The organism is Celeribacter sp. SCSIO 80838 (assembly GCF_056498065.1).
The window spans coordinates 3,312,438-3,334,254 of the sequence record NZ_JAZKMA010000001.1; the positions used below are offsets into that span (position 1 = coordinate 3,312,438).

22 protein-coding genes are annotated in these 21,817 nt (G+C 61.8%); 11 read left to right on the forward strand and 11 right to left on the reverse strand.

Annotated elements, in window-relative coordinates; genetic code table 11:
- Window positions 1-39: 39 nt before the first annotated feature.
- Window positions 40-318, reverse strand: a complete 279-nt coding sequence (locus tag V1475_RS16515) for a glycine zipper 2TM domain-containing protein (RefSeq protein ID WP_066710677.1) — start codon at window positions 316-318, stop codon at window positions 40-42.
- A gap of 96 nt (window positions 319-414) precedes the next feature.
- On the opposite strand from V1475_RS16515, the gene V1475_RS16520 reads away from it, so the two are divergent.
- On the forward strand, window positions 415-840 hold the full coding sequence (locus tag V1475_RS16520; protein ID WP_479413634.1) for a cupin domain-containing protein: 426 nt from the start codon (window positions 415-417) through the stop codon (window positions 838-840).
- On the opposite strand, the gene V1475_RS16525 is transcribed toward V1475_RS16520, so the two are convergent.
- Together V1475_RS16525 and V1475_RS16530 are read right to left on the reverse strand one after the other, a co-directional pair.
- Window positions 841-1,074 (reverse strand): DUF2798 domain-containing protein, encoded by a 234-nt coding sequence (locus V1475_RS16525; RefSeq protein ID WP_479413635.1) that lies wholly within the window; start codon window positions 1,072-1,074, stop codon window positions 841-843.
- Window positions 1,075-1,567: 493 nt separating this feature from the next.
- Complete coding sequence (locus V1475_RS16530) at window positions 1,568-2,674, reverse strand: anhydro-N-acetylmuramic acid kinase (RefSeq protein ID WP_479413636.1); 1,107 nt, start codon at window positions 2,672-2,674, stop codon at window positions 1,568-1,570.
- 72 nt (window positions 2,675-2,746) lie between these two features.
- On the opposite strand from V1475_RS16530, the gene tyrS reads away from it, so the two are divergent.
- Window positions 2,747-4,000: a tyrosine--tRNA ligase gene (gene tyrS, locus V1475_RS16535; protein WP_479413637.1), complete on the forward strand. Its 1,254-nt coding sequence runs from the start codon at window positions 2,747-2,749 to the stop codon at window positions 3,998-4,000.
- Between the two features lie 114 nt (window positions 4,001-4,114).
- Window positions 4,115-4,963, forward strand: coding sequence for a hypothetical protein (locus V1475_RS16540; protein WP_479413638.1), 849 nt, complete (start codon window positions 4,115-4,117; stop codon window positions 4,961-4,963).
- Between the two features lie 51 nt (window positions 4,964-5,014).
- Here V1475_RS16540 and V1475_RS16545 read toward each other — a convergent pair whose 3' ends face one another.
- Together V1475_RS16545 and V1475_RS16550 are read right to left on the reverse strand one after the other, a co-directional pair.
- Entirely contained in the window at window positions 5,015-5,572 is a 558-nt protein-coding gene (locus V1475_RS16545; protein ID WP_479413639.1) for a peptidylprolyl isomerase, read from the reverse strand.
- A complete protein-coding gene (locus V1475_RS16550; protein WP_479413640.1) occupies window positions 5,565-6,071 on the reverse strand; it encodes a peptidylprolyl isomerase in 507 nt (168 codons plus the stop codon). Before V1475_RS16550 ends, V1475_RS16545 begins: the two co-directional genes overlap by 8 nt.
- 183 nt (window positions 6,072-6,254) lie before the next feature.
- On the opposite strand from V1475_RS16550, the gene V1475_RS16555 reads away from it, so the two are divergent.
- From V1475_RS16555 to V1475_RS16570, 4 genes are all read left to right on the forward strand, one after another.
- Window positions 6,255-7,442 carry a phosphoglycerate kinase gene (locus tag V1475_RS16555; RefSeq protein ID WP_434286775.1) on the forward strand — a complete coding sequence of 396 codons (1,188 nt, stop codon included), beginning with the start codon at window positions 6,255-6,257 and terminating at the stop codon, window positions 7,440-7,442.
- Between the two features lie 265 nt (window positions 7,443-7,707).
- Window positions 7,708-8,601 (forward strand): fructose bisphosphate aldolase, encoded by an 894-nt coding sequence (locus V1475_RS16560; RefSeq protein WP_479413641.1) that lies wholly within the window; start codon window positions 7,708-7,710, stop codon window positions 8,599-8,601.
- Between the two features lie 233 nt (window positions 8,602-8,834).
- Window positions 8,835-9,137, forward strand: coding sequence for an FtsB family cell division protein (locus V1475_RS16565; protein ID WP_066710702.1), 303 nt, complete (start codon window positions 8,835-8,837; stop codon window positions 9,135-9,137).
- Between the two features lie 73 nt (window positions 9,138-9,210).
- Window positions 9,211-9,780, forward strand: a complete 570-nt coding sequence (locus tag V1475_RS16570; RefSeq protein WP_479413994.1) for a transglycosylase SLT domain-containing protein — start codon at window positions 9,211-9,213, stop codon at window positions 9,778-9,780.
- A 15-nt stretch (window positions 9,781-9,795) separates the two neighbouring features.
- Here V1475_RS16570 and V1475_RS16575 read toward each other — a convergent pair whose 3' ends face one another.
- Window positions 9,796-10,395: a DUF805 domain-containing protein gene (locus V1475_RS16575; protein WP_479413642.1), complete on the reverse strand. Its 600-nt coding sequence runs from the start codon at window positions 10,393-10,395 to the stop codon at window positions 9,796-9,798.
- Between the two features lie 284 nt (window positions 10,396-10,679).
- Between V1475_RS16575 and pdhA the strand changes: the two genes are divergently transcribed.
- The 4 genes from pdhA (at window position 10,680) to V1475_RS16595 (ending at window position 14,901) form a co-directional block, all read left to right on the forward strand.
- Window positions 10,680-11,705 (forward strand): pyruvate dehydrogenase (acetyl-transferring) E1 component subunit alpha, encoded by a 1,026-nt coding sequence (gene pdhA / locus V1475_RS16580; RefSeq protein ID WP_434286773.1) that lies wholly within the window; start codon window positions 10,680-10,682, stop codon window positions 11,703-11,705.
- An 18-nt stretch (window positions 11,706-11,723) separates the two neighbouring features.
- Complete coding sequence (locus tag V1475_RS16585) at window positions 11,724-13,094, forward strand: pyruvate dehydrogenase complex E1 component subunit beta (protein WP_479413643.1); 1,371 nt, start codon at window positions 11,724-11,726, stop codon at window positions 13,092-13,094.
- Window positions 13,095-13,106: 12 nt separating this feature from the next.
- Window positions 13,107-14,396: a pyruvate dehydrogenase complex dihydrolipoamide acetyltransferase gene (locus tag V1475_RS16590; protein ID WP_479413644.1), complete on the forward strand. Its 1,290-nt coding sequence runs from the start codon at window positions 13,107-13,109 to the stop codon at window positions 14,394-14,396.
- Window positions 14,397-14,565: 169 nt separating this feature from the next.
- Entirely contained in the window at window positions 14,566-14,901 is a 336-nt protein-coding gene (locus V1475_RS16595) for a carboxymuconolactone decarboxylase family protein (RefSeq protein ID WP_434286769.1), read from the forward strand.
- Window positions 14,902-14,922: 21 nt separating this feature from the next.
- Here the strand turns inward: V1475_RS16595 and V1475_RS16600 are convergent, their stop codons facing one another.
- From V1475_RS16600 to V1475_RS16620, 5 genes are all read right to left on the reverse strand, one after another.
- Window positions 14,923-15,759 (reverse strand): glycosyltransferase family A protein, encoded by an 837-nt coding sequence (locus tag V1475_RS16600; RefSeq protein ID WP_479413645.1) that lies wholly within the window; start codon window positions 15,757-15,759, stop codon window positions 14,923-14,925.
- Between the two features lie 22 nt (window positions 15,760-15,781).
- Window positions 15,782-16,603: a serine O-acetyltransferase gene (gene cysE, locus V1475_RS16605; RefSeq protein WP_434286767.1), complete on the reverse strand. Its 822-nt coding sequence runs from the start codon at window positions 16,601-16,603 to the stop codon at window positions 15,782-15,784.
- 121 nt (window positions 16,604-16,724) lie between these two features.
- Window positions 16,725-17,441: a DUF2793 domain-containing protein gene (locus V1475_RS16610; protein WP_479413646.1), complete on the reverse strand. Its 717-nt coding sequence runs from the start codon at window positions 17,439-17,441 to the stop codon at window positions 16,725-16,727.
- Complete coding sequence (locus V1475_RS16615) at window positions 17,434-21,351, reverse strand: baseplate multidomain protein megatron (RefSeq protein ID WP_479413647.1); 3,918 nt, start codon at window positions 21,349-21,351, stop codon at window positions 17,434-17,436. Before V1475_RS16615 ends, V1475_RS16610 begins: the two co-directional genes overlap by 8 nt.
- Window positions 21,351-21,806: an NlpC/P60 family protein gene (locus V1475_RS16620; protein ID WP_479413648.1), complete on the reverse strand. Its 456-nt coding sequence runs from the start codon at window positions 21,804-21,806 to the stop codon at window positions 21,351-21,353. Before V1475_RS16620 ends, V1475_RS16615 begins: the two co-directional genes overlap by 1 nt.
- Window positions 21,807-21,817 lie beyond the last annotated feature (11 nt).

A 21,817-nucleotide genomic window follows, 5' to 3' on the forward strand; every position in this document is an offset into this window, starting at 1 on the left:
TTTCGCACCGGTTCACTTGTGAAGAACCCTTTGCCCCCCTTACGGACAGGGCGCCGTGTAATAGGTGCCATCGCCATTGGAATAGGCGCAGGTCGCGGAATTGGTGTTCTTGGCGACCATCGACCCGGCAGCGGCACCGCCCAGCGTGGCCAGCACTTTCCACTCATCATTGGACCCGAGCGCATCCGCGGTCAGATAGCCGAGCCCGGCCCCGGCGGCCGCACCGAAGGCGGTGCTGGTGTCGGTGGTGCTCATGGTGGTACAGGCAGCAAGCGTCGGCGCGGCGAAGGCCAGCGCCAGAAGAATTTTCTTGGACATGGAGGTCTCCCGTTGTCTTTATCTCTGAGGGGACAACGCCTCGGGCGGCATTCGGTTCCCGTTTTTCTTCTGCGACACGGGAAAGCCTCCAGGATCATGCAAGCCGACGAGATCATCGCCCATCTGAACCTCGCCCCGCATCCAGAGGGCGGGCATTACCGTCAGACCTGGATCGCGCAGGCCGAAGCCGGAGATCGACCCGCCGGGACCTGCATCTATTTCCTGCTCAAGGCCGGAGAGCACAGCCATTGGCATCGGGTCGATGCCACCGAGATCTGGCATTATTACGCGGGCGCGCCCCTGATCCTGTCCCTAGCTGAGACAGAGGCCGGTCCGGCACGGGACCTGATGCTCGGCCCGGAGCTCGGGGCCGGAGAGACGCCACAACTCATCGTGCCTGAAGCGCATTGGCAGGCCGCGCGCACGACCGGCGCCTGGACTCTCGTCGGCTGCACCGTCTCCCCCGGATTTCGCTTCGAGGGGTTCGAACTGGCCGCCCCGGGCTTTGACATTCCGCACTGATCAGCCGCGATACACCCGCCCGACCAGTGTCGCAGACAGGAAAAAGGCCAAAGGCCCCACCCCCATCGACAGTAAAAAAGCGATCGGCCATGCCGTGATGTAATGACCCAGCCAGTCGCGCACCCAGCCGGGGCGAAACCCCTCGCGCAGTCCGGGGATAAACTCGCTCATGATCAGGGTCATCAGAAATGCCATGAAACAGGAAATAAACCCTTGCGCCGCGAGAATGGTCATCTTGTCTTTCTGCGTTGCCGGTCGTCCAGCATCATGCACCCCTCATCGGTTATGAGGCGGGAGGCGCGCATGAAAAAGGCACCCGTCTCCCGCAGGATATGGATGCCGTGGGATCTTGCGACAAACTCTCGGGTGCTCCGAGGGGCGGGATAACCAACCGCCCTGACATTTTTCGGCAAGCCCGGAGATAGCCGGACCCACTGAGCCGGTCAAGAGAAGCCGTCTGAGCCAGCTTTATACGCTTAAGGGGAAAAACTGTGACCAATTCCCCACAAAATTCGCCAAATGGTAAGGTTTTCCGCACTCGCAAAAAACTGACGTTACGTTAACCTAAGCACGTTAACAAGTGTCGGGTGGAACCTGTGACCGCTCGTTTTTCCAGTGTTCCGAGTATTTGAGGCACTGGCAGGCCAAGAAGCGGGCTTGTCCCGTTCGAACCTGCCAGTCGCCCGTTTCCATCCATTTGACGAAGGCGCTGTATCGCGCGCAATGCTCAGACCGGCTCATTCGGACGCGACACGCGTCCACCGCCGATGGCCGCACGCACGCCGGTGGTCGAGGGCGCAGAGGTCGGCAGGCCACGCAGCACGCGCACCGCGAGATAGGCAAAGGCCTGCGCCTCCAGCATATCGCCATCGAGCCCGACCTCTTCGACCGGCTGAACAGGGCAATCCACTCCCGCCGCGATCATCGCCATGAGCGTGGCGTTGTGCCGTCCGCCACCGGTCACATAGAGCGCCGCAGGGGGCGTCGGGCAATGCTCCATCGCGCGGGCGACCGAGGCAGCGGCAAAAGCGGTGAGCGTGGCGGCGGCATCGGCATCGGACAGGAGGGATACGGCGTCGAGCACGCCATGAAAATCGTTCCGGTCCAGAGATTTGGGCGGCATCTTGTAGAAATAGGGATGCTCAAGGCCTTGGGCGACAACCTCCATATCCGGCTGACCGGCTGCGGCCAGCGCACCGCCCGCATCATGGGTTTCTCCCCGTCTCGTCCGCATCAGGTCGTTGACGGGGGCGTTCGCCGGGCCGGTGTCGAAAGCGAGAAGCGCGCCCGGAGCCGCGGGATCGGCGAGCGCCGGGTCGATCCACGTCAGGTTGCCGACCCCGCCGAGATTGAGAAACGCCACCGGTCCCGTCGCACCGATGTAGCGGGCCAGAGCATGGTGATAGAACGGCGCGAGAGGCGCACCCTGCCCGCCCATTTCGACATCCGCCGTGCGAAAATCCCAGACCACCGGCACGCCCGTGACCTCGGCCAGAACCGCGCCATCTCCTGCCTGATAGGTGCGCCCCTCGTCGGGAGCGTGGTTCAGAGTCTGACCGTGAAACCCGATGAGATCGAAGCCCTCAAGTTCGGAAAGTGCCTCTGCATGGGCCGTCTCAATGAGTTCGGTCAGGGCCTCGGAGGCCTGCCATGTGCCGAGCTCGGCGCGGAACATCTCCTGCTCCGCCGGGGCATAGCCGCGAAAGGCCGTCTCGCCGAACTCGAAAATCTTGACCCCGTCGGTCTTCAAAAGCGCCACATCGACTCCGTCGAGCGACGTTCCCGACATACAGCCCGCAACCCACAGAGGCACCGCTTTGCTCTTAGCACTCATCACACTCTTTCCCTTTGGTGCGTGCCCCGATATATCAGGCCGCGACCGACCATTGAATGGAAAATGTGAGAGATGACCTACCATCCCAAATCGGAATTCCTGCGCGTGATCATCGAGCGCGGATTTCTTGCCGATTGCACCAATTTGCAAGAGCTGGACGAAGCCCTGAGCAACGGGATGGTGACCGCCTATATCGGCTATGACGCGACCGCCGCGTCGCTGCATGTCGGGCATCTGTTGAACATCATGCTGCTGCGCTGGTTCCAAAAGACCGGCAACAAACCGATCACGCTCATGGGCGGCGGCACCACGAAAGTGGGCGACCCGTCCTTCCGCTCCGATGAACGTCCGCTTCTCAGCCCGGCACAGATCGACGACAACATCAGTGGCATGCAGAAAGTGTTTGCCCGCTACCTCGATTACCACCACGGCGACAACGCGGCGCTGATGCGCAACAACGCCGAATGGCTGGACGAGCTGAACTATCTCGATTTCCTGCGTGACATCGGGCGGCATTTCTCCGTCAACCGGATGCTGTCGTTTGAGAGCGTGAAATCGCGCCTCGACCGCGAGCAATCGCTGTCCTTCCTCGAATTCAACTACATGATTTTGCAGGCTTATGACTTTTTGGAGCTGAACCGTCGCTATGGCTGTTTGCTTCAAATGGGCGGCTCGGATCAGTGGGGCAATATCGTCAACGGTATCGACCTGACGCGGCGTGTTCTGGACAATGAAATTTACGGCCTCACGACGCCGCTTTTGACCACCTCCGACGGGCGCAAGATGGGCAAATCGCAAGGTGGCGCGGTCTGGCTCAACGCCGAGATGCTCTCGCCCTATGAATTCTGGCAGTTCTGGCGCAACACCACGGACGCGGACACGGGCCGGTTCCTCAAGCTCTACACCGACCTGCCGGTCGAGGAATGCAACCGTCTCGGGGCGCTCGAAGGCTCCGAGATCAACGCGGCGAAGATCATCCTCGCCAATGAGGTCACGACGCTGCTGCACGGCGCAGAGGCCGCGAAAGCCGCCGAAGCCACCGCGCGCGAGGTCTTCGAGAAAGGCGGCGTGGGCGATGACCTTCCGACCGTGGAACTGAGCGCGGACGAGATTGGCGACGGGATTTCCATCGTCCAGCTCTTCGTCAAAACCGGCCTCGCCGACAGCGGCAAGGCGGTCAAGCGCCTGTTCTCCGAGAATGGCGCCAAGGTGAACGACGTCGATCACAAGGACGCGGGCCTGATGATCACGGCGGACATGCTCAAGGAGCCGATGAAGCTTTCGGCTGGCAAGAAACGCCACGCGCTGGTGGTGCTCAAGGGCTGATACCACATCCAATTCTGTTGCAAACCGCGCACGGAGCGATCCGCGCGCGGTTTTGTGATTTCAGGACCTTTGATCTTCATGGATTTTTTCCGTTTTCAGGTGCAGAATAACCGCATGAAAAAAATAACCGTCTTCCCTCTGATCCTCACCTGCCTCGCCAGCGCGGCGCAGGCCGATCCTTGGCTCACCGGCGATGGCTGGATTGCACTTGGCGCCTCGACCGTCGAGGAGCAGGACGTCTGGCTTGGCGGCGATGGCACATGGACGACCGCCTGGGACGGGCTGGGGCTCAGCTTCGGGGCCTTCGGCACGCTTGGACGCAGCCACGAAACCTATGGCGCACTGAGCTACAGCCTTGGCTCCATGCGTATCGAGGCCGGCAATCCCCGCCCCGCCTATGACAGTTTTGCGCGCCCGCTGATCGCCGATGTGATGTTGCCGGAGGCGCTCGCACGCACCGACAGCGGGTTCAGCCGATTGACCGATGGCGCGATCACCGAGGACAAGTTCCTGCCCTACGGGCTGCGCTATGCGAACACCGATCTGGCCGTTTCGCTGCATTACGTCGACGACTATGACACCGCCGTGCTGGGCCTCGGGGGCGGCTGGGATGCTGGGGCATGGCGGATCGAGACGGCACTGGAATATGTCGATGGCGACAGTTCCGATGCCAACGCGAAACTGCAAGGCAGCCGGACTTTGGGCGCGGGTGCTTTCACCGGCACGCTCTCCTATAACGAGGCCAACGATGCACCGACCGCAATGGAACTGGCCTATCGCCACAGGCTGAACGACCGGGTGGCGTTGACCGAACTGGTCGCCGTGCCGATCAAAGATCCGGAGGACGGGGTCGCGCTTCTGGGGGCGAATATCTACCTCAGGGGCAGCACTTCGCTTGACGTCTCGGGCGGCTATGGCGATGGCGACGGGCTGGCCAATGCCGCGATCCGGTTCGAGTTTTAAAAAAGGGCGCTCAACGGCGCCCTTTCTCATATCCCAAGTCGGCTTTCGCCGTCAGTCCGTGACCTTCACCGAGGTCATCACATCCGGCTGACCGATCACGGCACCGTTCGGACCGGTGCCCTTCTTGATCGCATGCACCACATCCATGCCCGACGTGACCTTGCCCACCACCGTGTATTGGCCGTTCAGATGCGGCGCGGGCGCGAACATGATGAAAAACTGCGCATTGGCGGAGTTCGGGTTCTGGCTGCGCGCCATGCCCACGACGCCCTCGTCAAAGGACTGATCGGAGAACTCGGCTTTGAGGTCCGGATAGTGCGACCCGCCGCGCCCGGCCATCTGCATGGAGAAATCGGGCGCGCCCATCTTGCCGTATTGCACATCGCCGGTCTGCGCCATGAAGCCGTCAATCACGCGGTGAAACACGACATTGTCATAGGCGCCTTCGGAGGCAAGTTTGGTGATCTGTTCGACATGGCCCGGGGCCACATCCTCGAACAGGTCGATATGAACGACGCCATTGGCCTCGCCTTCGACCGTGATGTCGAGCCCGGTGGCAAAAGCCGGACCCGCCGCGAGCACGGCAATCAGCGTGAGCGATTTAAGCATCGGCTGCCACTTTCACGGAAAGCATGGCGTCGGGCACCATCGGCGGCTCGCCACGTGTGATCTTGTCGACCGCATCCATGCCGGAGATCACACGCCCATAGACCGTGTACTGGCGATTGAGGAAGTGGTTGTCGGAGAAGTTGATGAAGAATTGCGAGTTGGCGGAGTTCGGGTTTTGCGCCCGCGCCGCGCCGATGGTGCCGCGATCATGCGGAATGCCGGAAAACTCAGCCGGAAGGTCCGGCAGATCGGAGCCGCCGGTGCCTGCACGGCGCAGTTCGAACTCTTTGGTCTGGTTGCCGAATTTCACGTCGCCGGTCTGCGCCATGAAACCGTCGATCACACGGTGAAACACCACGCCGTCATAGGCGCCAGCGCGGGCAAGCTCCTTCATCCGCTCGCAATGTTTCGGTGCGATGTCGGGCAGAAGTTCGATGACAACATCCCCGCCGTCGAGCGTGATGATGATGGTGTTTTCGGGGTCCTTGATCTCGGCCATGAATGCCTCCTCCGGGTGGGAATGGGTCAAAATTTTGCACAGTTTAGTGCGCGGATGCATCAAGGGAAAGACCGATCTGCGCCCATGCGCCCGCGACGCGCTCACGCCCGGTTGACGAAGCGGTGAGGAGCCGTCAAACAGGTGTCGACAGATGCCCAACCTTCTTAACAAGGACTTTTCGATATGGCCTGGAAAACCCTCGACGACATGGATCTCTCCGGCAAGGTGGTGCTGACGCGCGTCGACATCAACGTGCCCGTCAAGGACGGCAAGGTGACCGACGCCACCCGGATCGAGCGGATCAAACCCACTATCGACGACATTCTTGCCAAGGGTGGCAAGCCGGTTCTTATGGCGCATTTCGGGCGTCCGAAGGGGCAGGTAGTGCCGGAGATGAGCCTCGGGCTGATCAAGGATGCGGTCGCCGAGGTTCTGGGCGTGCCGGTGAAATTCGCCACCGATTGCATCGGCGGCCCCGCGAAAGAAGCCGTGGAAGAGCTTGGCACAGGCGAGGTGTTGTTGTTGGAAAACACCCGCTTCCACAAGGGCGAGACCGACAATGACGGCCAGTTCGCCGCCTCTCTCGCAGCCCTTGGCGACGTCTATGTCAACGACGCGTTTTCTGCCGCGCACCGGGCGCATGGTTCGACCGAAGGGGTCGCAAAACTCCTGCCCTCCTGCGCCGGTCGCCTGATGCAGGCGGAACTTTCGGCGCTCGAATCGGCGCTCTCCACCCCGGAACGCCCGGTCGTGGCCGTGGTCGGCGGCGCGAAAGTGTCGACCAAGCTCGATCTTCTGGGCAATCTGGTGCGCAAGGTCGACTATCTGGTGATCGGCGGCGGCATGGCGAACACTTTCCTCGCCGCCGAGGGCGTCGACGTGGGCAAATCGCTCTGCGAACACGATCTGGCCGAAACCGCGCGCGAGATCACCAAGAAGGCCGGCGAAGCGGGCTGCGAGATTGTCCTGCCGGTCGATGTGGTCGTGGCACGCGAATTCAAGGCCGGGGCCGAGAACGAGACCGTCCCCACCACGGAATGCCCGGCGGATGCGATGATCCTCGATGCCGGTCCGAAATCGGTCGAGAAAATCTCTAAAATTCTTGACGGTGCGAAGACGCTGATCTGGAACGGACCGCTCGGCGCTTTCGAGATCGAACCCTTCGACATGGCGACCAATGCCGCAGCGCAAAAGGCCGCCGAACTGTCGAAAGCGGGCAAGCTCGTTTCCGTTGCCGGAGGCGGCGACACGGTTGCGGCGCTGAACAAGGCGGGGGCCGCCGACGACTTCACCTATATCTCGACGGCGGGCGGCGCCTTCCTCGAGTGGATGGAAGGCAAGGAACTTCCGGGCGTCGTCGCCCTTGGATAAGTTTGGAAAGCCCGCTTCGCGCGGGCTTTTTCATGCCCCGCTCCAGGGGTATGTCGGTTATGAAAAAGCGGTTTGCGCCAGATCATGCCATCGGCCCGAAAAAGGGCCTAGCTTCTGGGCGAAATCGCCCGTTAGCGCCACCACATGACAGAAAATCAAGGCGTTAGCGCCACCACGATTGCGACCGAATGCCGGGCGGGTTAACCCGGTCAGGAACTCCAGAATTCCCGTACGCGGGACAGATTTGAGCCAAAAGAGGAAAGACATGTCCATTCAGGAAATGACCGCGAAAATCGGCGAAGGCCAGGGCTTCATCGCAGCACTCGACCAGTCGGGCGGGTCCACCCCGAAAGCGCTGAAACTCTACGGCATCGAGGAAAACGAATATTCCGGCGAAGAGCAGATGTTCGACCTGATCCACGAAATGCGTTCGCGCATCATGACCTCTCCGGCCTTTACCGGTGAGAAGGTGATCGGTGCGATCCTGTTCGAAATGACCATGGACCGCATGGTCGAGGGCAAGCCGACCCCCTCCTATCTCTGGGATGTGAAGGGCGTTGTGCCGTTCCTTAAGATCGACAAAGGTCTGGAAGCCGAAGAAAACGACGTGCAACTCATGAAACCGATGCCGGGTCTCGACGACCTTCTGGCCCGCGCGTTCAAACTGGGCGTGTTCGGCACCAAAGAGCGCTCCGTGATCAACGCCGCCAACCCCGAGGGCATCAAAGCCGTGGTGGATCAGCAATTCGCTGTCGGCGATCAGGTCATCGCCGCCGGTCTGATGCCGATCCTCGAGCCGGAAGTGACCATCACGATTGCCGACAAGGCCGAGGCCGAAGCGATCCTGCGCGAAGAGATCCTCAAACATCTCGACGCCATGCCGGAAGACAAGCAGGTGATGCTGAAACTCTCCCTGCCGACCGAAGCGAATTTCTACAAACCGCTGGTCGACCACCCGCGCGTTCTGAAAGTCGTGGCGCTGTCCGGCGGCTATGCCCGTGACGAAGCCAACGACATCCTGTCGAAAAACACCGGCATGATCGCCTCCTTCTCCCGCGCGCTGTCCGAAGGGCTGAGCGCAAAACAAAGCGACGAAGAGTTCAACGACACGCTCGCGGTTGCCGTGGACGGCATCTACAAGGCCTCCATCGCGGGCTGAACCGCCGCGAACCGGATCGCAGTCCGATCGAACAATTGGGCGTCCCTCAGGGGGCGCCCTTTTCGTTTCAGCATTTTTTTGCGGATGATTCGTTTTTGGGATTCACAGAGAGAATCGCCTGTGTCATAAACAGGTTACGGAGGCGATCCGCCAAAGAGAAAGCCCCGTGAGGCAGAGCAGGTGACCGAACCCAACGTGGTCAGGCACCTTTCATACAAGGTAAGAAGCCTATCATGGCTCATCCGCGCAAACGCCCGTCGCTGACTGTGCTTCTGTACAGTGGCGTCATGGTCACCCTCGGTGGCTATTTCACCTTTGCCGCCGTGCAAGGGGAATACGGGCTGTTTCGCCGTTTGCAGATCGAGGCAGAATTGTCTCAACTGCAAACGGTGAGCGGCAAGCTCGACGATGAGCTTGCGGTGATGCGCAACAAGACCCTGCGCATGTCCGACACCTACCTCGATCTCGATTTGCTGGACGAACAGGCGCGCGACATCCTCGGATATCTGCGCACCGACGAGATCGTCATCCGCTGACATCCCCTGCCCCGAAAGGCAAAAGATGACACAGAGAGACAGAGAATTTACGCCCCTCCTCACCCGCCGCCGCATGATCCTCGGCGGGGCTGGCCTGTTGACACTTTCGGCCTGTGGCAGCGGCTACGGCGGCGCGCCTGCGAACCCGGAAGATGCCTGCGCGATCTTCCGCGAGCGGCCGCATTACCAAAGGGCGCTTGAGGCCTCCGCCCGCAAATGGGGTGTGCCGGTGCATGTGCAAATGGCGCTGATCTATCAGGAATCGACCTTCCGCGCGACCGCCCGCCCGCCGAAACGCTATGTGCTGTTCATCATCCCGAAAGGCCGGGCCAGCTCGGCGCGGGGCTATGCGCAGGCGCTCGACGGCACATGGGACGATTACGTCAGCGGGCCGGGCCGCGCAGGTGCCAGCCGCAGCAACATCCGCGACGCCACCGATTTCATCGGCTGGTATGTCTCAACCAACAACGCCGCCTTGGGGATCGCCAACACCGACGCCCGCAACAGCTATCTGGCCTATCACGAAGGCCGCACCGGCTACGCCCGCGGCTCGCACAACGGCAAGACATGGCTTTTGAACACGGCGGACGGGGTGGCTGCACGGGCGGCGCGGTATGAGGCGCAGATCCAATATTGTCGGTAATAGCCTGAGATGCCCTTAGGACCTTTCCCCTACAGGGCGTAAGCTTGGGCCATAGCGATTGCCTTCGGGCTCGCCATCTCGGGCGAGCCAGACGATACCGAGGATGACAGCACCGAAGCACCCGAGCATTGAGAAAATGATAAGCACCCCTGGCGGCTGAGGAACGCGCACAGTGCCAGAGAGCCCCGGGGTTGCCGCCAGTATCTCGGCCGCAACCGGCACATCGGTTAGGAACCCGAAGAAAGTGATGCTCATCAGAGCAATCACCACCCCAAAGATCAAAGCAAGGTGCCAAGCGGCGCGACCGGTATCATGCAGCCGTCTGCTTATGGCCGCAAGCCATGGGATGAGCACCACAGGGCCGAACAAGTTTGAAATCGGGCCGGCACCATATAGCGTCTTCGTCTGAAAACTCTGGGACATCGCTTTCGATGAAGTGCTTACGACGAGACGAGTCTCCGTCACCGGTCCAAAGATGACTACATCGGCGACAGAGACCACAAGAGAGATAAGAAAAAGACCAAGGATGAATTTCCAAAACTCGTCGCGCGAAGCACGCCCCGAGAAGACGAAATATTTCCGAAACCCAACCTTCACGGCCTCAACAATTGTCATTCCGTACCCCCAATAATGATTACCCCAGCGTCGCGGGCACGGATATCAAATCAGCATCCAAAAAAACAGTTTCCTTCCAAGAAAAACTAACGCCCCAAGACCTCGCGCAAAAGCGGAAATTTCCAAAGTTGGTGCAATTTGAATCACCTGGACACCCGCCATTCCCTAAACGCATAGCTGCCTCCCACGGCGCATAGCAGAAAATTCGTGCATTCAAGCCCCGCCTCCTTTATCGTATAGTTTAACACTAAACTATCAGCCGTGATCTTGGAGGAGGAGGCCTGATGGCACCCCGTAAAACAGCATCCAAACCGGCGAGCACGGCAAATGTGTCGAAAGACGAGCTGCTCGCCTATTACAAAGACATGCTTCTTATCCGTCGTTTCGAGGAAAAGGCCGGCCAGCTTTATGGCATGGGCCTCATTGGCGGGTTCTGCCACCTCTATATCGGCCAGGAAGCCGTCGTGGTCGGGCTTGAGGCCGCCGCGAAAGAGGGTGACAAGCGCGTTACCTCCTATCGCGACCACGGCCATATGCTGGCCTGCGGCATGGACCCGAACGGCGTGATGGCCGAGCTGACGGGGCGTGAGGGCGGCTATTCCAAGGGCAAGGGCGGCTCGATGCACATGTTCTCGAAAGAGAAACATTTCTACGGCGGTCACGGCATCGTCGGCGCGCAGGTTCCGATTGGTGCGGGGCTTGCCTTCTCCGACAAATACAAAGGCAATGACAACGTGACCTTCGCCTATTTCGGCGACGGCGCGGCCAACCAGGGCCAGGTCGCCGAGACCTACAACATGGCGGAAATCTGGGACCTTCCGGTGATTTTCGTCATTGAAAACAACCAATACGCCATGGGCACCTCGACCCAGCGCTCGACGAAATCCCCGTCTTACTGGGAACGCGGCGCGGCCTATGGGATCGAAGGCGAGGAAGTGGACGGCATGGACGTTCTGGCCGTGAAAGAGGCGGGCGAGCGCGCCGTGGCGCATTGCCGCGCGGGCAAAGGGCCGTACATTCTTGAGGTCAAAACCTATCGCTACCGCGGTCACTCCATGTCCGACCCGGCGAAATACCGGACCCGCGAGGAAGTGCAGAAAATGCGCGAGGAACGCGATCCGATCGAAGCCGTGCGGTCTATCCTTCTGACCGGCGGCCATGCGTCTGAGGAAGACCTCAAGGCCATCGACAAGGACATCAAGGCCGTGGTCAACGAGTCTGCGGAATTCGCGAAAGCCAGCCCGGAACCGGCGCTCGAAGAGCTTTGGACCGACATTTACGCGGATGAAATTCCGCCGCACAGCGCCTGATCCGGAGGAGATACGACCATGGCAACCGAACTTCTGATGCCCGCCCTCTCTCCGACCATGGAGGAAGGCACGCTCGCGAAATGGCTCGTCAAGGAAGGCGACACCGTCTCCGCCGGCGACATCATCGCGGAAATTGAAACCGACAAAGCCACGATGGAATTCGAGGCGGTCGACGAAGGCATCGTCGGCAAGATCCTTGTGGCCGAAGGCACCGAAGGTGTGAAGGTCAACGAGGTGATCGCGATCCTCGTGGAAGAGGGCGAAAGCGCCGACGATGTGGCGGCCCCTGCCCCGGCAGCCGCTGCCGCCGCTCCCGTCGCAGACGCGCCGGCAAGCACCCCGGCGAAAGCCGCGGCGCCTGTCGAAGTGGTCTCCAAAGCCTCCCCGGATTTCCCGGAAGGCACGAAGATGAAGACCCAGACCGTGCGCGAAGCGCTGCGCGACGCCATGTCCGAAGAGATGCGCCGCGACGAGACCGTTTTCCTGATGGGGGAAGAGGTCGCCGAGTATCAGGGCGCGTATAAGATTTCCCAAGGTATGCTGGACGAATTCGGCTCGAAACGCGTGATCGACACGCCGATCACCGAGCACGGCTTTGCGGGCATCGCCACGGGGGCGGCCTTTGGCGGGTTGAAGCCAATTGTCGAATTCATGACCTTCAACTTCGCGATGCAGGCCATCGACCACCTGATCAACTCCGCCGCCAAGACGCTTTATATGTCCGGCGGTCAGATGGGCGCACCGATGGTGTTCCGGGGTCCGAACGGCGCCGCCGCTCGCGTGGGCGCGCAGCACTCGCAGGATTACGCCGCTTGGTATGCGCAAATTCCGGGGCTGAAAGTGGTCATGCCCTACTCGGCTGCCGATTACAAAGGCCTGATGAAAACCGCGATCCGCGACCCGAACCCGGTGATCTTCCTTGAGAACGAAATTCTCTACGGCAAATCCTTTGAGGTGCCGGACATTGAAGATTTCACCATCCCCTTCGGCAAGGCCCGCATCTGGCGCGAGGGCACGGATGTGACCATCGTGTCCTTCGGGATCGGTATGACCTACGCCTTGGAGGCCGCTGACAAGCTGGCCGAAGAGGGCATTTCCGCCGAGGTCATCGACCTCCGGACGCTCCGCCCCATCGACTACGACACCGTGCTGGCCTCCGTGATGAAGACCAACCGCTGTGTGACCGTCGAAGAAGGCTGGCCGGTCGGCTCCATCGGCAACCACATCTCTGCCACGATCATGCAACGCGCGTTCGATTATCTTGACGCGCCGGTGATCAACTGTGCTGGTAAAGACGTGCCGATGCCCTACGCCGCCAACCTCGAAAAACTCGCGCTTGTGACCACCGACGAAGTCGTGGCTGCCTGCAAAGAAGTGACCTACCGCTAAGGAGAACCCGTTATGGCTATTGAACTTTTGATGCCCGCGCTGTCTCCGACGATGGAGGAAGGCACGCTTGCAAAATGGCTCGTCAAAGAGGGTGACACGGTGTCTTCGGGCGACGTGATTGCTGAGATCGAGACCGACAAGGCGACCATGGAATTCGAAGCCGTGGACGAAGGCGTCGTCGGCAAAATCCTCGTGGCGGAAGGCACGGAGGGCGTGAAAGTGAACGCCCCCATCGCGATCTTGCTTGAAGAGGGCGAAGACGCCTCTGCGGCGGCAACCGTTGCGGCAGCGCCTGCTCCGGCGGCAGAAGCACCGAAAACCGAGGCGGCGGCTCCGGCACCCGCTGCTGCCCCTGCCCCGGCAGCACCGGTTGCGGCCTCCGGCGAGCGCATTTTTGCTTCGCCGCTCGCGCGCCGCATCGCGGCCCAAAAGGGTCTGGATCTTGCGGCGATTGCGGGCTCCGGTCCGAAAGGCCGTATCGTGAAAGCGGATGTAGAGAACGCCACCGCCGCACCCAAGGCCGAAACGCCGAAAACCGCAGCCCCTGCTGCGGCTCCGGCAGCCCCGGCTGGCCCGTCGGCGGATATGGTCGCCCGGATGTACGAAGGCCGCGTCTACGAAGAGATCAAGCTCGACGGCATGCGCAAAACCATCGCCGCGCGTCTCTCGGAAGCCAAGCAGACCATCCCGCATTTCTACCTGCGCCGCGACATTCAGCTCGATGCGCTGATGAAATTCCGCAGTGAGCTGAACAAGCAGCTCGAAAGCAAAGGCGTGAAGCTTTCGGTCAATGATTTCATCATCAAGGCCGTCGCCAACGCGCTGCAAGAGGTGCCGACCGCCAACGCCGTTTGGGCCGGTGACCGTGTGCTTCAGATGAAAGCGTCCGACGTGGCCGTCGCGGTTGCAGTCGAAGGCGGGCTGTTCACGCCGGTGTTGAAAGACGCCGACATGAAATCGCTCTCGGCCTTGTCGAAAGAGATGAAAGATCTGGCCACCCGTGCGCGCGACCGCAAACTTGCGCCACAGGAGTATCAGGGCGGGTCCTTCGCGATCTCGAACCTCGGCATGTTCGGCATCGACAATTTCGACGCCATCGTGAACCCGCCGCATGCCGGTATTCTGGCCGTCGGCACCGGGGTGAAGAAACCGGTGGTTGGCGCGGATGGCGAGATCAAGGTTGCGACCGTGATGTCTGTCACCATGTCGGTGGATCACCGCGTGATCGACGGGGCTTTGGGCGCGGAATTGCTCAAGGCCATCGTCGAGAACTTGGAAAACCCGATGACCATGCTGGCCTGATTGGCCTCATCACCAACATCGAAAAGCCCTCCGTCCTCGGGGGGCTTTTTCTTTGCGATCTGATCCGTCTCAAATCCCCCTGCCCCCCGCCCTGATAGAGTGTGCTTGGGATGTCTCCGGACCGTAGACATCGTGATGTCGCGGACGGTTTTTACAAAGGAGGCCCATTATGGACTGGTCAAAGGAACTCGAAGGTGTGCAAAGCGCCATGATGGCGTTCGGGCAAGGATCGCCTGCGGTCGGGGAAGGCTTTACCGCCCTGCACCATGCAGCGACCGCCGAAGGGGCGATCCCGGTGAAGCATAAGGAGCTTCAGGCGCTTGCCATCGGCATCACCAAGCAATGCATCAACTGCATCGGTTTTCACGTCAAGGCCTCGATCGACGCCGGGGCCACGCGCGAGGAAATCGCGGAAACGGTCGGCGTCGCGATTCTGATGGGCGGTGGCCCGTCCTTCATGTACGGGATCAAGGCGTTGGAGGCCTATGACGCGCTGAAGGGCTGAGGCATCGGCCCGCCCCGATGCTCATGCGCTCCCCGTGGTTTCCTCGGAGAGTGCAAAGTCTTTGCGAATGGCGGCGATCCGTTCGGGGTCGGTGATTTCGAGATGGGTGAGGTAGAGCAGCTTGTCGTGGCCTTTGCGAAGCTGCATGTTGTCCCCATGGTTCACCATGTAGAGCACCGCCGGGAACGGAACCGGAGCCAATGGATAGCCGAGGCGTTCGGATCTTTTCGCGTAGTTCATATGCCCCTTGCCAAGCATGCGCATGTAAAACACCGGAAAGGCCTGTTTACCCCAGTCAACCGCGAAAAACGCGCAGGAGCCACAGTGTTCCCAGAGATCATGCTCCCCGCCGATCGCCCGGCCCATCGGCGCGATGCGCCCGCTCGGCGCATCCACCATATAGCCCTGTTCGATCAGATAGCCGCGCCCGTTGTTGTCCTCCGCCACATAGCGGAACAGATCCGGATGCAGCAGATCGTCGGCGTCGAGATGCATGACATAGCTGAACCGATCGAAGCGGCGCGCCGCATATTCGGCCATCAGCCGGGCCTTCACCCGCTGATCCGAGATATTCGCCGCGCCAGTGTGGGGTGGCGCGGGCAGGAAATGGTAGCCGTCCTGATCAGGGAAATTCCCCGGTCGGTCTTGCGAGCACAGGATCACTTCGAAACTCTGGTACGACTGCGCCCGGAGCGAGGCCAGTGTGCCCTCGAGAATGTCGCACACCTTCTGCCAGTCCTGCGCCCGCGCCTTGCCGACCAGCGGGATCATCACCACGATCAACGGCGCGGGATCGGGCCGGTGCGGCTTTGCGAAAACCCGTCGATAGCCCGATGCGAGCAAAGATTTCACATCCATCGTGACGTCGTCCGTCTGCGTCTCAGCCCCGATCGCCGGTGCGCGCACCGATGAGTTGGTTCATCGAGATCGACGGCTGCGAGCAGCCCGCCTCGCCCACGACCTTGGCCGGAACCCCGGCCACGGTCGTTGCGGGCGGCACTTCGTTCAGGACGACAGAGCCCGCCGCGATGCGCGAGCAGCAGCCGATCTTGATATTGCCCAGCACCTTGGCCCCGGCCCCGATCAGCACGCCATCGCCGATCTTCGGATGACGGTCCTCGTCCTCTTTACCAGTGCCGCCGAGCGTCACGTCGTGCAGGATCGACACGTTGTCACCAATGACGGCGGTCTCGCCGAAGACCAGCGCATGGGCATGATCGAGGAACAGCCCCTTGCCGATCCGGCAGGCCGGATGGATGTCGACGGAGAACTGTTCGGACATCCGCATCTGGAAGAAATAGGCCAGATCGCGACGACCTTCGCGCCAGAGCCAGTTGGAGACGCGATGCGCCTGCGTGGCTTGGAAACCTTTGAAATAGAGCAAGGGCTGGATGTAGCGGTGGCAGGCCGGGTCGCGATCATAGACCGCACAAATGTCGGCGCGCGCGGCCTCGGCAATCGAGGGATCGGACGCATAGGCCTGATCGGCGATCTCGCGGATCAGCTGTTCGGACATGTCGCCGGAGGCGAGTTTCTGCGCGATCCGATAGGCCAGCGCATCCTCAAGCGTCGCGTGATGCAGGATACAGGCATGCACCAGCCCGCCCAGAAGCGGCTCCTCCGCCACGGCCTCGCGCGCCTCGGAGACGATGCGGCTCCAGACAGGGTCGAGTTCTTTGAGAGTGGTGCGGATCTTGGCCATGCGCGTGTCCTCTTTTTCGGAAGCCTACTATAGATAGGTCCACTTGCCAAAGCGCAAGTGCACAAGACAGAAAAAAGCCCCGCGCAATTCTGCACGGGGCTGTTTCAGGGACCTTTGGCCCTCACTCCGACGGCAGCGAGAACTGCACACAATGGAGGGCCAGACGGATCACCCCGCCCGCATCGAAGTTGCCGCCCTCGCCGGTGAGGATCAGATCCTCGGAGCCATAGTAGGTCAGCGGATTGCCGGTCAGCCCGCGTAGCCAGCTTCCCTGATTAAGCGACAGACCGGACCCGTAGCGGTTCGACGAGGCGGCCACACCAAGGGAAAACCCGGTCAGCCCGGTGCCGGTGATGTCCGAGAGAACCCGCCCGGTGATGCCATAGACCACCGACTGGCCGGGGATGGCATAGCTCACGGCGGAGGTGGTGCCCGCGGTGAGCGTGTGATCCACCTCGATCACCTTTTGCACCATGCCCGCCCCATGAGCCGAAAGCGTGATCAGGCCCAGCACCCAGTCACGGCCATCGAACCCGGCCCAGCCGTTCTGATCGGCGACATAGGCGCGCATGCCGGGCGTGGCGGACACGAAAGCCCAGCCGCCATTGACGTAAAGCGCGATGGAGCCATCCTGCCCAGCCCAGGCGTTGACCGCCGAGACCGGCACGCCATAAGCGTCACCTTCCTGCGGCGTGGTCGGCGGCGTGGTCTCAGAGACGGAAGCGAGCGTGAGCTGCATCAACCCGTCGAGACGGGCCAGCGCCTCGTTCATGGTGACATGTTTCTGCGCCTGAGAGGCCTCAAGCAACGGCAGGGCGAAGCGGGGTGTGTCAGTCATGGATCTCGATCTCCCGGAAGAGGCCCACCCCGAAGCTGTCGGAGATTTGGGCAACGTGGATGTCATAAGCGCCGGTCACACCGTCGCTCGTTTTCTGTCCGGCCGTGTAGGTCCAGGCCGGGCTGGTGACGGTGGTCTCGCGCAGGACAGCCCCGCCCTGCATCACGCGCACGAGATACAGTTCCGCAGCCTCGCCCAGCGGCACCTCGTAGGATTGCCAACTGTCGCCGTCGATCCGGGTGCGCCGGACCCAGCTCACCTCTGTGCTGCCGCCACTCGTCACGCTGGCGCGAAGATGCGCAGGCGCATAGGGGCGCAGGCCGATGCCGTCGAAGGCCTCAACATAATGCTCGTAGCTCGGATCGTCATAGCCCCGGCTGGCCGGGCCGATGCGGTAATGCCGGGCAAGCCCGCGCGCGGATTGCGCGATGTCGATCTGCCGCAGCGTGCTGTCCAGAAGGACGAAGCGCGATCCGATGGGCCAGCCGGGCGTCAGACCGCCCGTCCCAAGCCCATCCGAGCCCAATTGCCCGCGCAGCCTGAGCGTCAGATCGTAGGTCAGCGGCGCGACCAGATCGGCCGTGGCGAACTGGAACACTTCCCAATTGGCCGAAGTGCCATCGCCGATCACCGCGACATTGGCACCATTGAGCACATCGAGCATCTCGGCGGAGGACAGCTCCCCCTTGGTCAGCCTGACCCGAAGCGCAGCGCCGCGATCCCAGAGACCGGGCGTGGCCGCCTCCAGCGCCGTCAACGTGACCCCGATGGTGGACCAGATCGGCAAGAGCGTGTTGAGCTCATAGCCGCTGTCGGAGGCCGAGGCATAGACCGCCGCCGATCCCGGCCAGGGGTCCGCCGTCACCGCGATATGCGGCGCATAGGGCACCTCACTGCCGGTCAGAAGCGGCAGGTCGAGAAACAGCGGATAGACCGGCACGGGGGCGGAGAAGGCCTTGGCCTCGACGATCTCCTCGACCGCCTCGGATGGCTCATAGATCTCCTGTTCGACGCGAACCGCCTCGATCTGTTGCTGCGCGCCGAGGGTGACGTGGTCGATCCGGTAGCGCAGATCGCCCTCCGCGCTCCTGAGCGTGATCACATCGCCCGCGCCCACCGCCATCAGCGAAGGCGGCAAGGCGAACCGCGCCGTGTCGCGCGCGACGCGGGATTCGGACAGCCAGCGTTCGGTGATCTGCCGTCCCTCGGCCCGGCTGAGCGCCAGAGGCAGTTCGGAGCGCGAGATCAGCCGGGTTTCCTCATCCGGGAAAATCGCCTCCTCGGAGCGCGCGCCATAGTCGTCATCGGCATCTACGAAGGTGAGCTGTACCCGCCCCGCGACCTCGGCCTCGGGCGCGCGCACGCGTTCCAGAATGCCGTCGAGTTCCTCGCTGTCAGCCAGTTGGTCTTCGTTCAGGTCGAGCACGGATTTGCCATCCCGCGACCGGAACACCAACTGCCCCTCACGCTCGATCGCTTCGAACCCATAAGCCAGCATCAGGGGTTGCAGCGCCGACCGCGCGCCGGAAATGTCGGAGACGCTATAGCCGCGCAAGACGCCCCAAAGCTCGGTGGTATCGATCTCGTCCACCCCGGAGCGCGCACAGATCTCGGCCACCACATCGGCCAGAGAGCGCGCAGTGGAACGACCGTTGAGCCAGTGTCCCCGGGCATAATTGTCGCCATCCGACCACACGGAGGTGGTCGCCGGAAAAGTCGGGTAAGGCCGCGCATCCCAGGCCCAGAGATGGGCCCGCGTCATGTCGATCATCGGCCCATTGTAGACATCGGAGATCGGGTTATACGTCGCATCGCCCCAATATTCGATCATCGCCCGGACATATTGCAGCTGGATGAAATCGTCGCGCCGCCCGTTAGAATAGGCCGGAAGCGCGCTTTCCGAGGATTTCGCATCGAGGAACTTGTTCGGCTCGTTGGTGCCCTTGTCGATCGCGGCGCAACCGAATTCGGTGAACCAGATCGGTTTCGACCGCGGTTCCCATTGGGTCGGTGTCTCGCTCCGCACCCCATTGATCCGCTCGTGGTGATCGTTCTGCCACCAGCCGCGCATGTCCTTGTAGCGATACACCCAATCCTCGCCATAGGCGCCATCGGTGATCGGCGTGCGGATCTGGGCCGCGTCATGATTGTCATGCGCGTAATACCAGTCGTAGCCCTCGCCTCCCTCGATATTGGATTTGAGGTAGTCGAGATTGTAGATCGAACCCCAATCCGCATCGAGGTGATCGTCACCCTCGCGCCAGTCCGACAGCGGCATGTAACTGTCGATGCCGATGAAGTCGATATTGGCGTCGGCCCACAAGGGATCAAGGTTGTAATAGAGATTGCCGTCGGCCTGATAGCCGAAATATTCCGACCAGTCGGCGGCATAGCCGATCTTGCACGCGGGGCCGAGAATGGCGCGTACATCGGCCGCGAGCTGGATCAAATGATCCACCGCCGGAAATCCTGAGACGCCGCGAATGCGGGTGAGAGAGCGCATCTCGGAACCGATGCAAAAGGACTCGACGCCCCCCGCCAGTGCACAGAGATGGGCGTAATGCAGGATCATCCGGCGGAAGGAAAATTCCGCAGGGCCGGTGTAGGTTACGGTCCGGTTCTGTGGAGTGAAATCGCTCACCTGTGCCGTGCCGAAAAACGCCGCAACCTCGGCCTCGGCGGCGGCGGTGCCGTCCGTCGTGCCCGCCACACCGGGCGCCAAAGACGTGGTGATCCGCCCACGCCAGGGCAAAGCCGGTTGCTCTTCTGCGCCGATCCACGGATCAATCAGCCCGTTGCCCGCCATCTGATCCATCAGGATGAACGGGTAGAACATCACCTCCTGCCCCGCCTCATGCAGCGCCCGGATCGCCTGCACCACCGACTGATCGGTCGGCGTGCCGCCATAGATCACCCGATCCTCCGCATCGCGCGGGATCGTGGTCGCGGTGGCGCGTGTCAGCCCGGAGACCTTCCACGCCATATCCTTGGAGTCGCGTGCCGTTTGTTCGACCTTGGGCTGAATCTGACATGTGCCACAGCGTAGATCGTTCCCGAACCACGACACCACGAGAGAGGTCGAACCACAGTTCGGCAATTCCTCGGTCATGGTGTCGAGCGAGGTGGTGAAATCGCTCTGCCCCGAGGCGGAATTCATGTTGGAGACAAGCACACCGCCCGCCCCGTCCTTCAGATACACCAGCTCGGTCGCCAGCGCATATTCGCCGGTGCCGGGGATCATTGCCACGGCGGGCACCAGATGGGTGAGATCGGAGGGGTCCTCGGCCTGATCCGCGCGGATCACCTCGAAAGTGAACTGCGGCACGCGGTTGCCGAAGGGCGTCAGCTCCACATCCTCGAGTACCACATAGGCGATGCCGCGATAGGCCGGCACCGTCCCCGCGCCCTCGACCGCCTCGATCTTGGCATCCGGCAACTGGTCTTCGGAACCGGTGTAGACCCGCATGGTCAGAGTACTTTTGTCGATCTCCGAGCCATCGGCCCAGACCCGGCCCACACGAATGATCTCGCCCTCGCAAAGCGCCACGGCGAGCGAGACGGAATAGCTGTATTCCTTCACCGTCGTGCTGGGCGCGGTGCCCTTGCCGCCCACCTTGCTTTTGGAGGTGTTCTCCTGAAATTCCGTCGCCCAGATCACCTGACCACCGACCCGCATCCGGCCATAGACCTGCGCCACCGCCGTACCTTCGGAGGCACCGGTGAGGCGAAACCGTTCGACCCGTCCGGTTTCGACGGTCTGGCTGCCGACGCCCATCAGGCGTTGGTCGATGGCCTGACCGATGGTCGCGCCGATGGCCCGGCCGATGACCACGGAGGAAAGGCCAAAAATGCCACCACCGACGGAAGCCCCAAGCGCTGCGCCTGCGGCGGAAAGTACGATCGTCGCCATCAGAGTTCTCCCTCGCTGTCGTGAACCGGTGGAAAGGCGAAACACCGGACGATCCGACGACGCCAGGGCGCGCTCAGGGCATTCTCGAGAACGCCATGACCGCTATAGGCATGGATAAATGTCGGCGCGTCCCCGGCCCGGCCCAGCACACCAAGATGCTTGGCCACCGCGCCCTGCCGCATCCGGAACAGCAACACATCGCCCGAGACCATCCCGGCGAGCGGTTTCTCGATCAGGATGGACTGCGCGGCACGCAACAGGCTTTCGTCCCGCTGCGGTTCGCTCCAGTCTGCCGTATAGGCCGGAATCCCGATGGGTTCGGCACCATACACCTCGCGCCAGATGCCGCGCAGCAACCCGAGACAATCCGTCCCCGCCCCCTTGCAGGAGGCCTGATGCAGGTAGGGCGTCCCGATCCAGCCCCGGGCGCGCTCCGCAATCCTCAAATCCGTCATCTGCCTCTCCC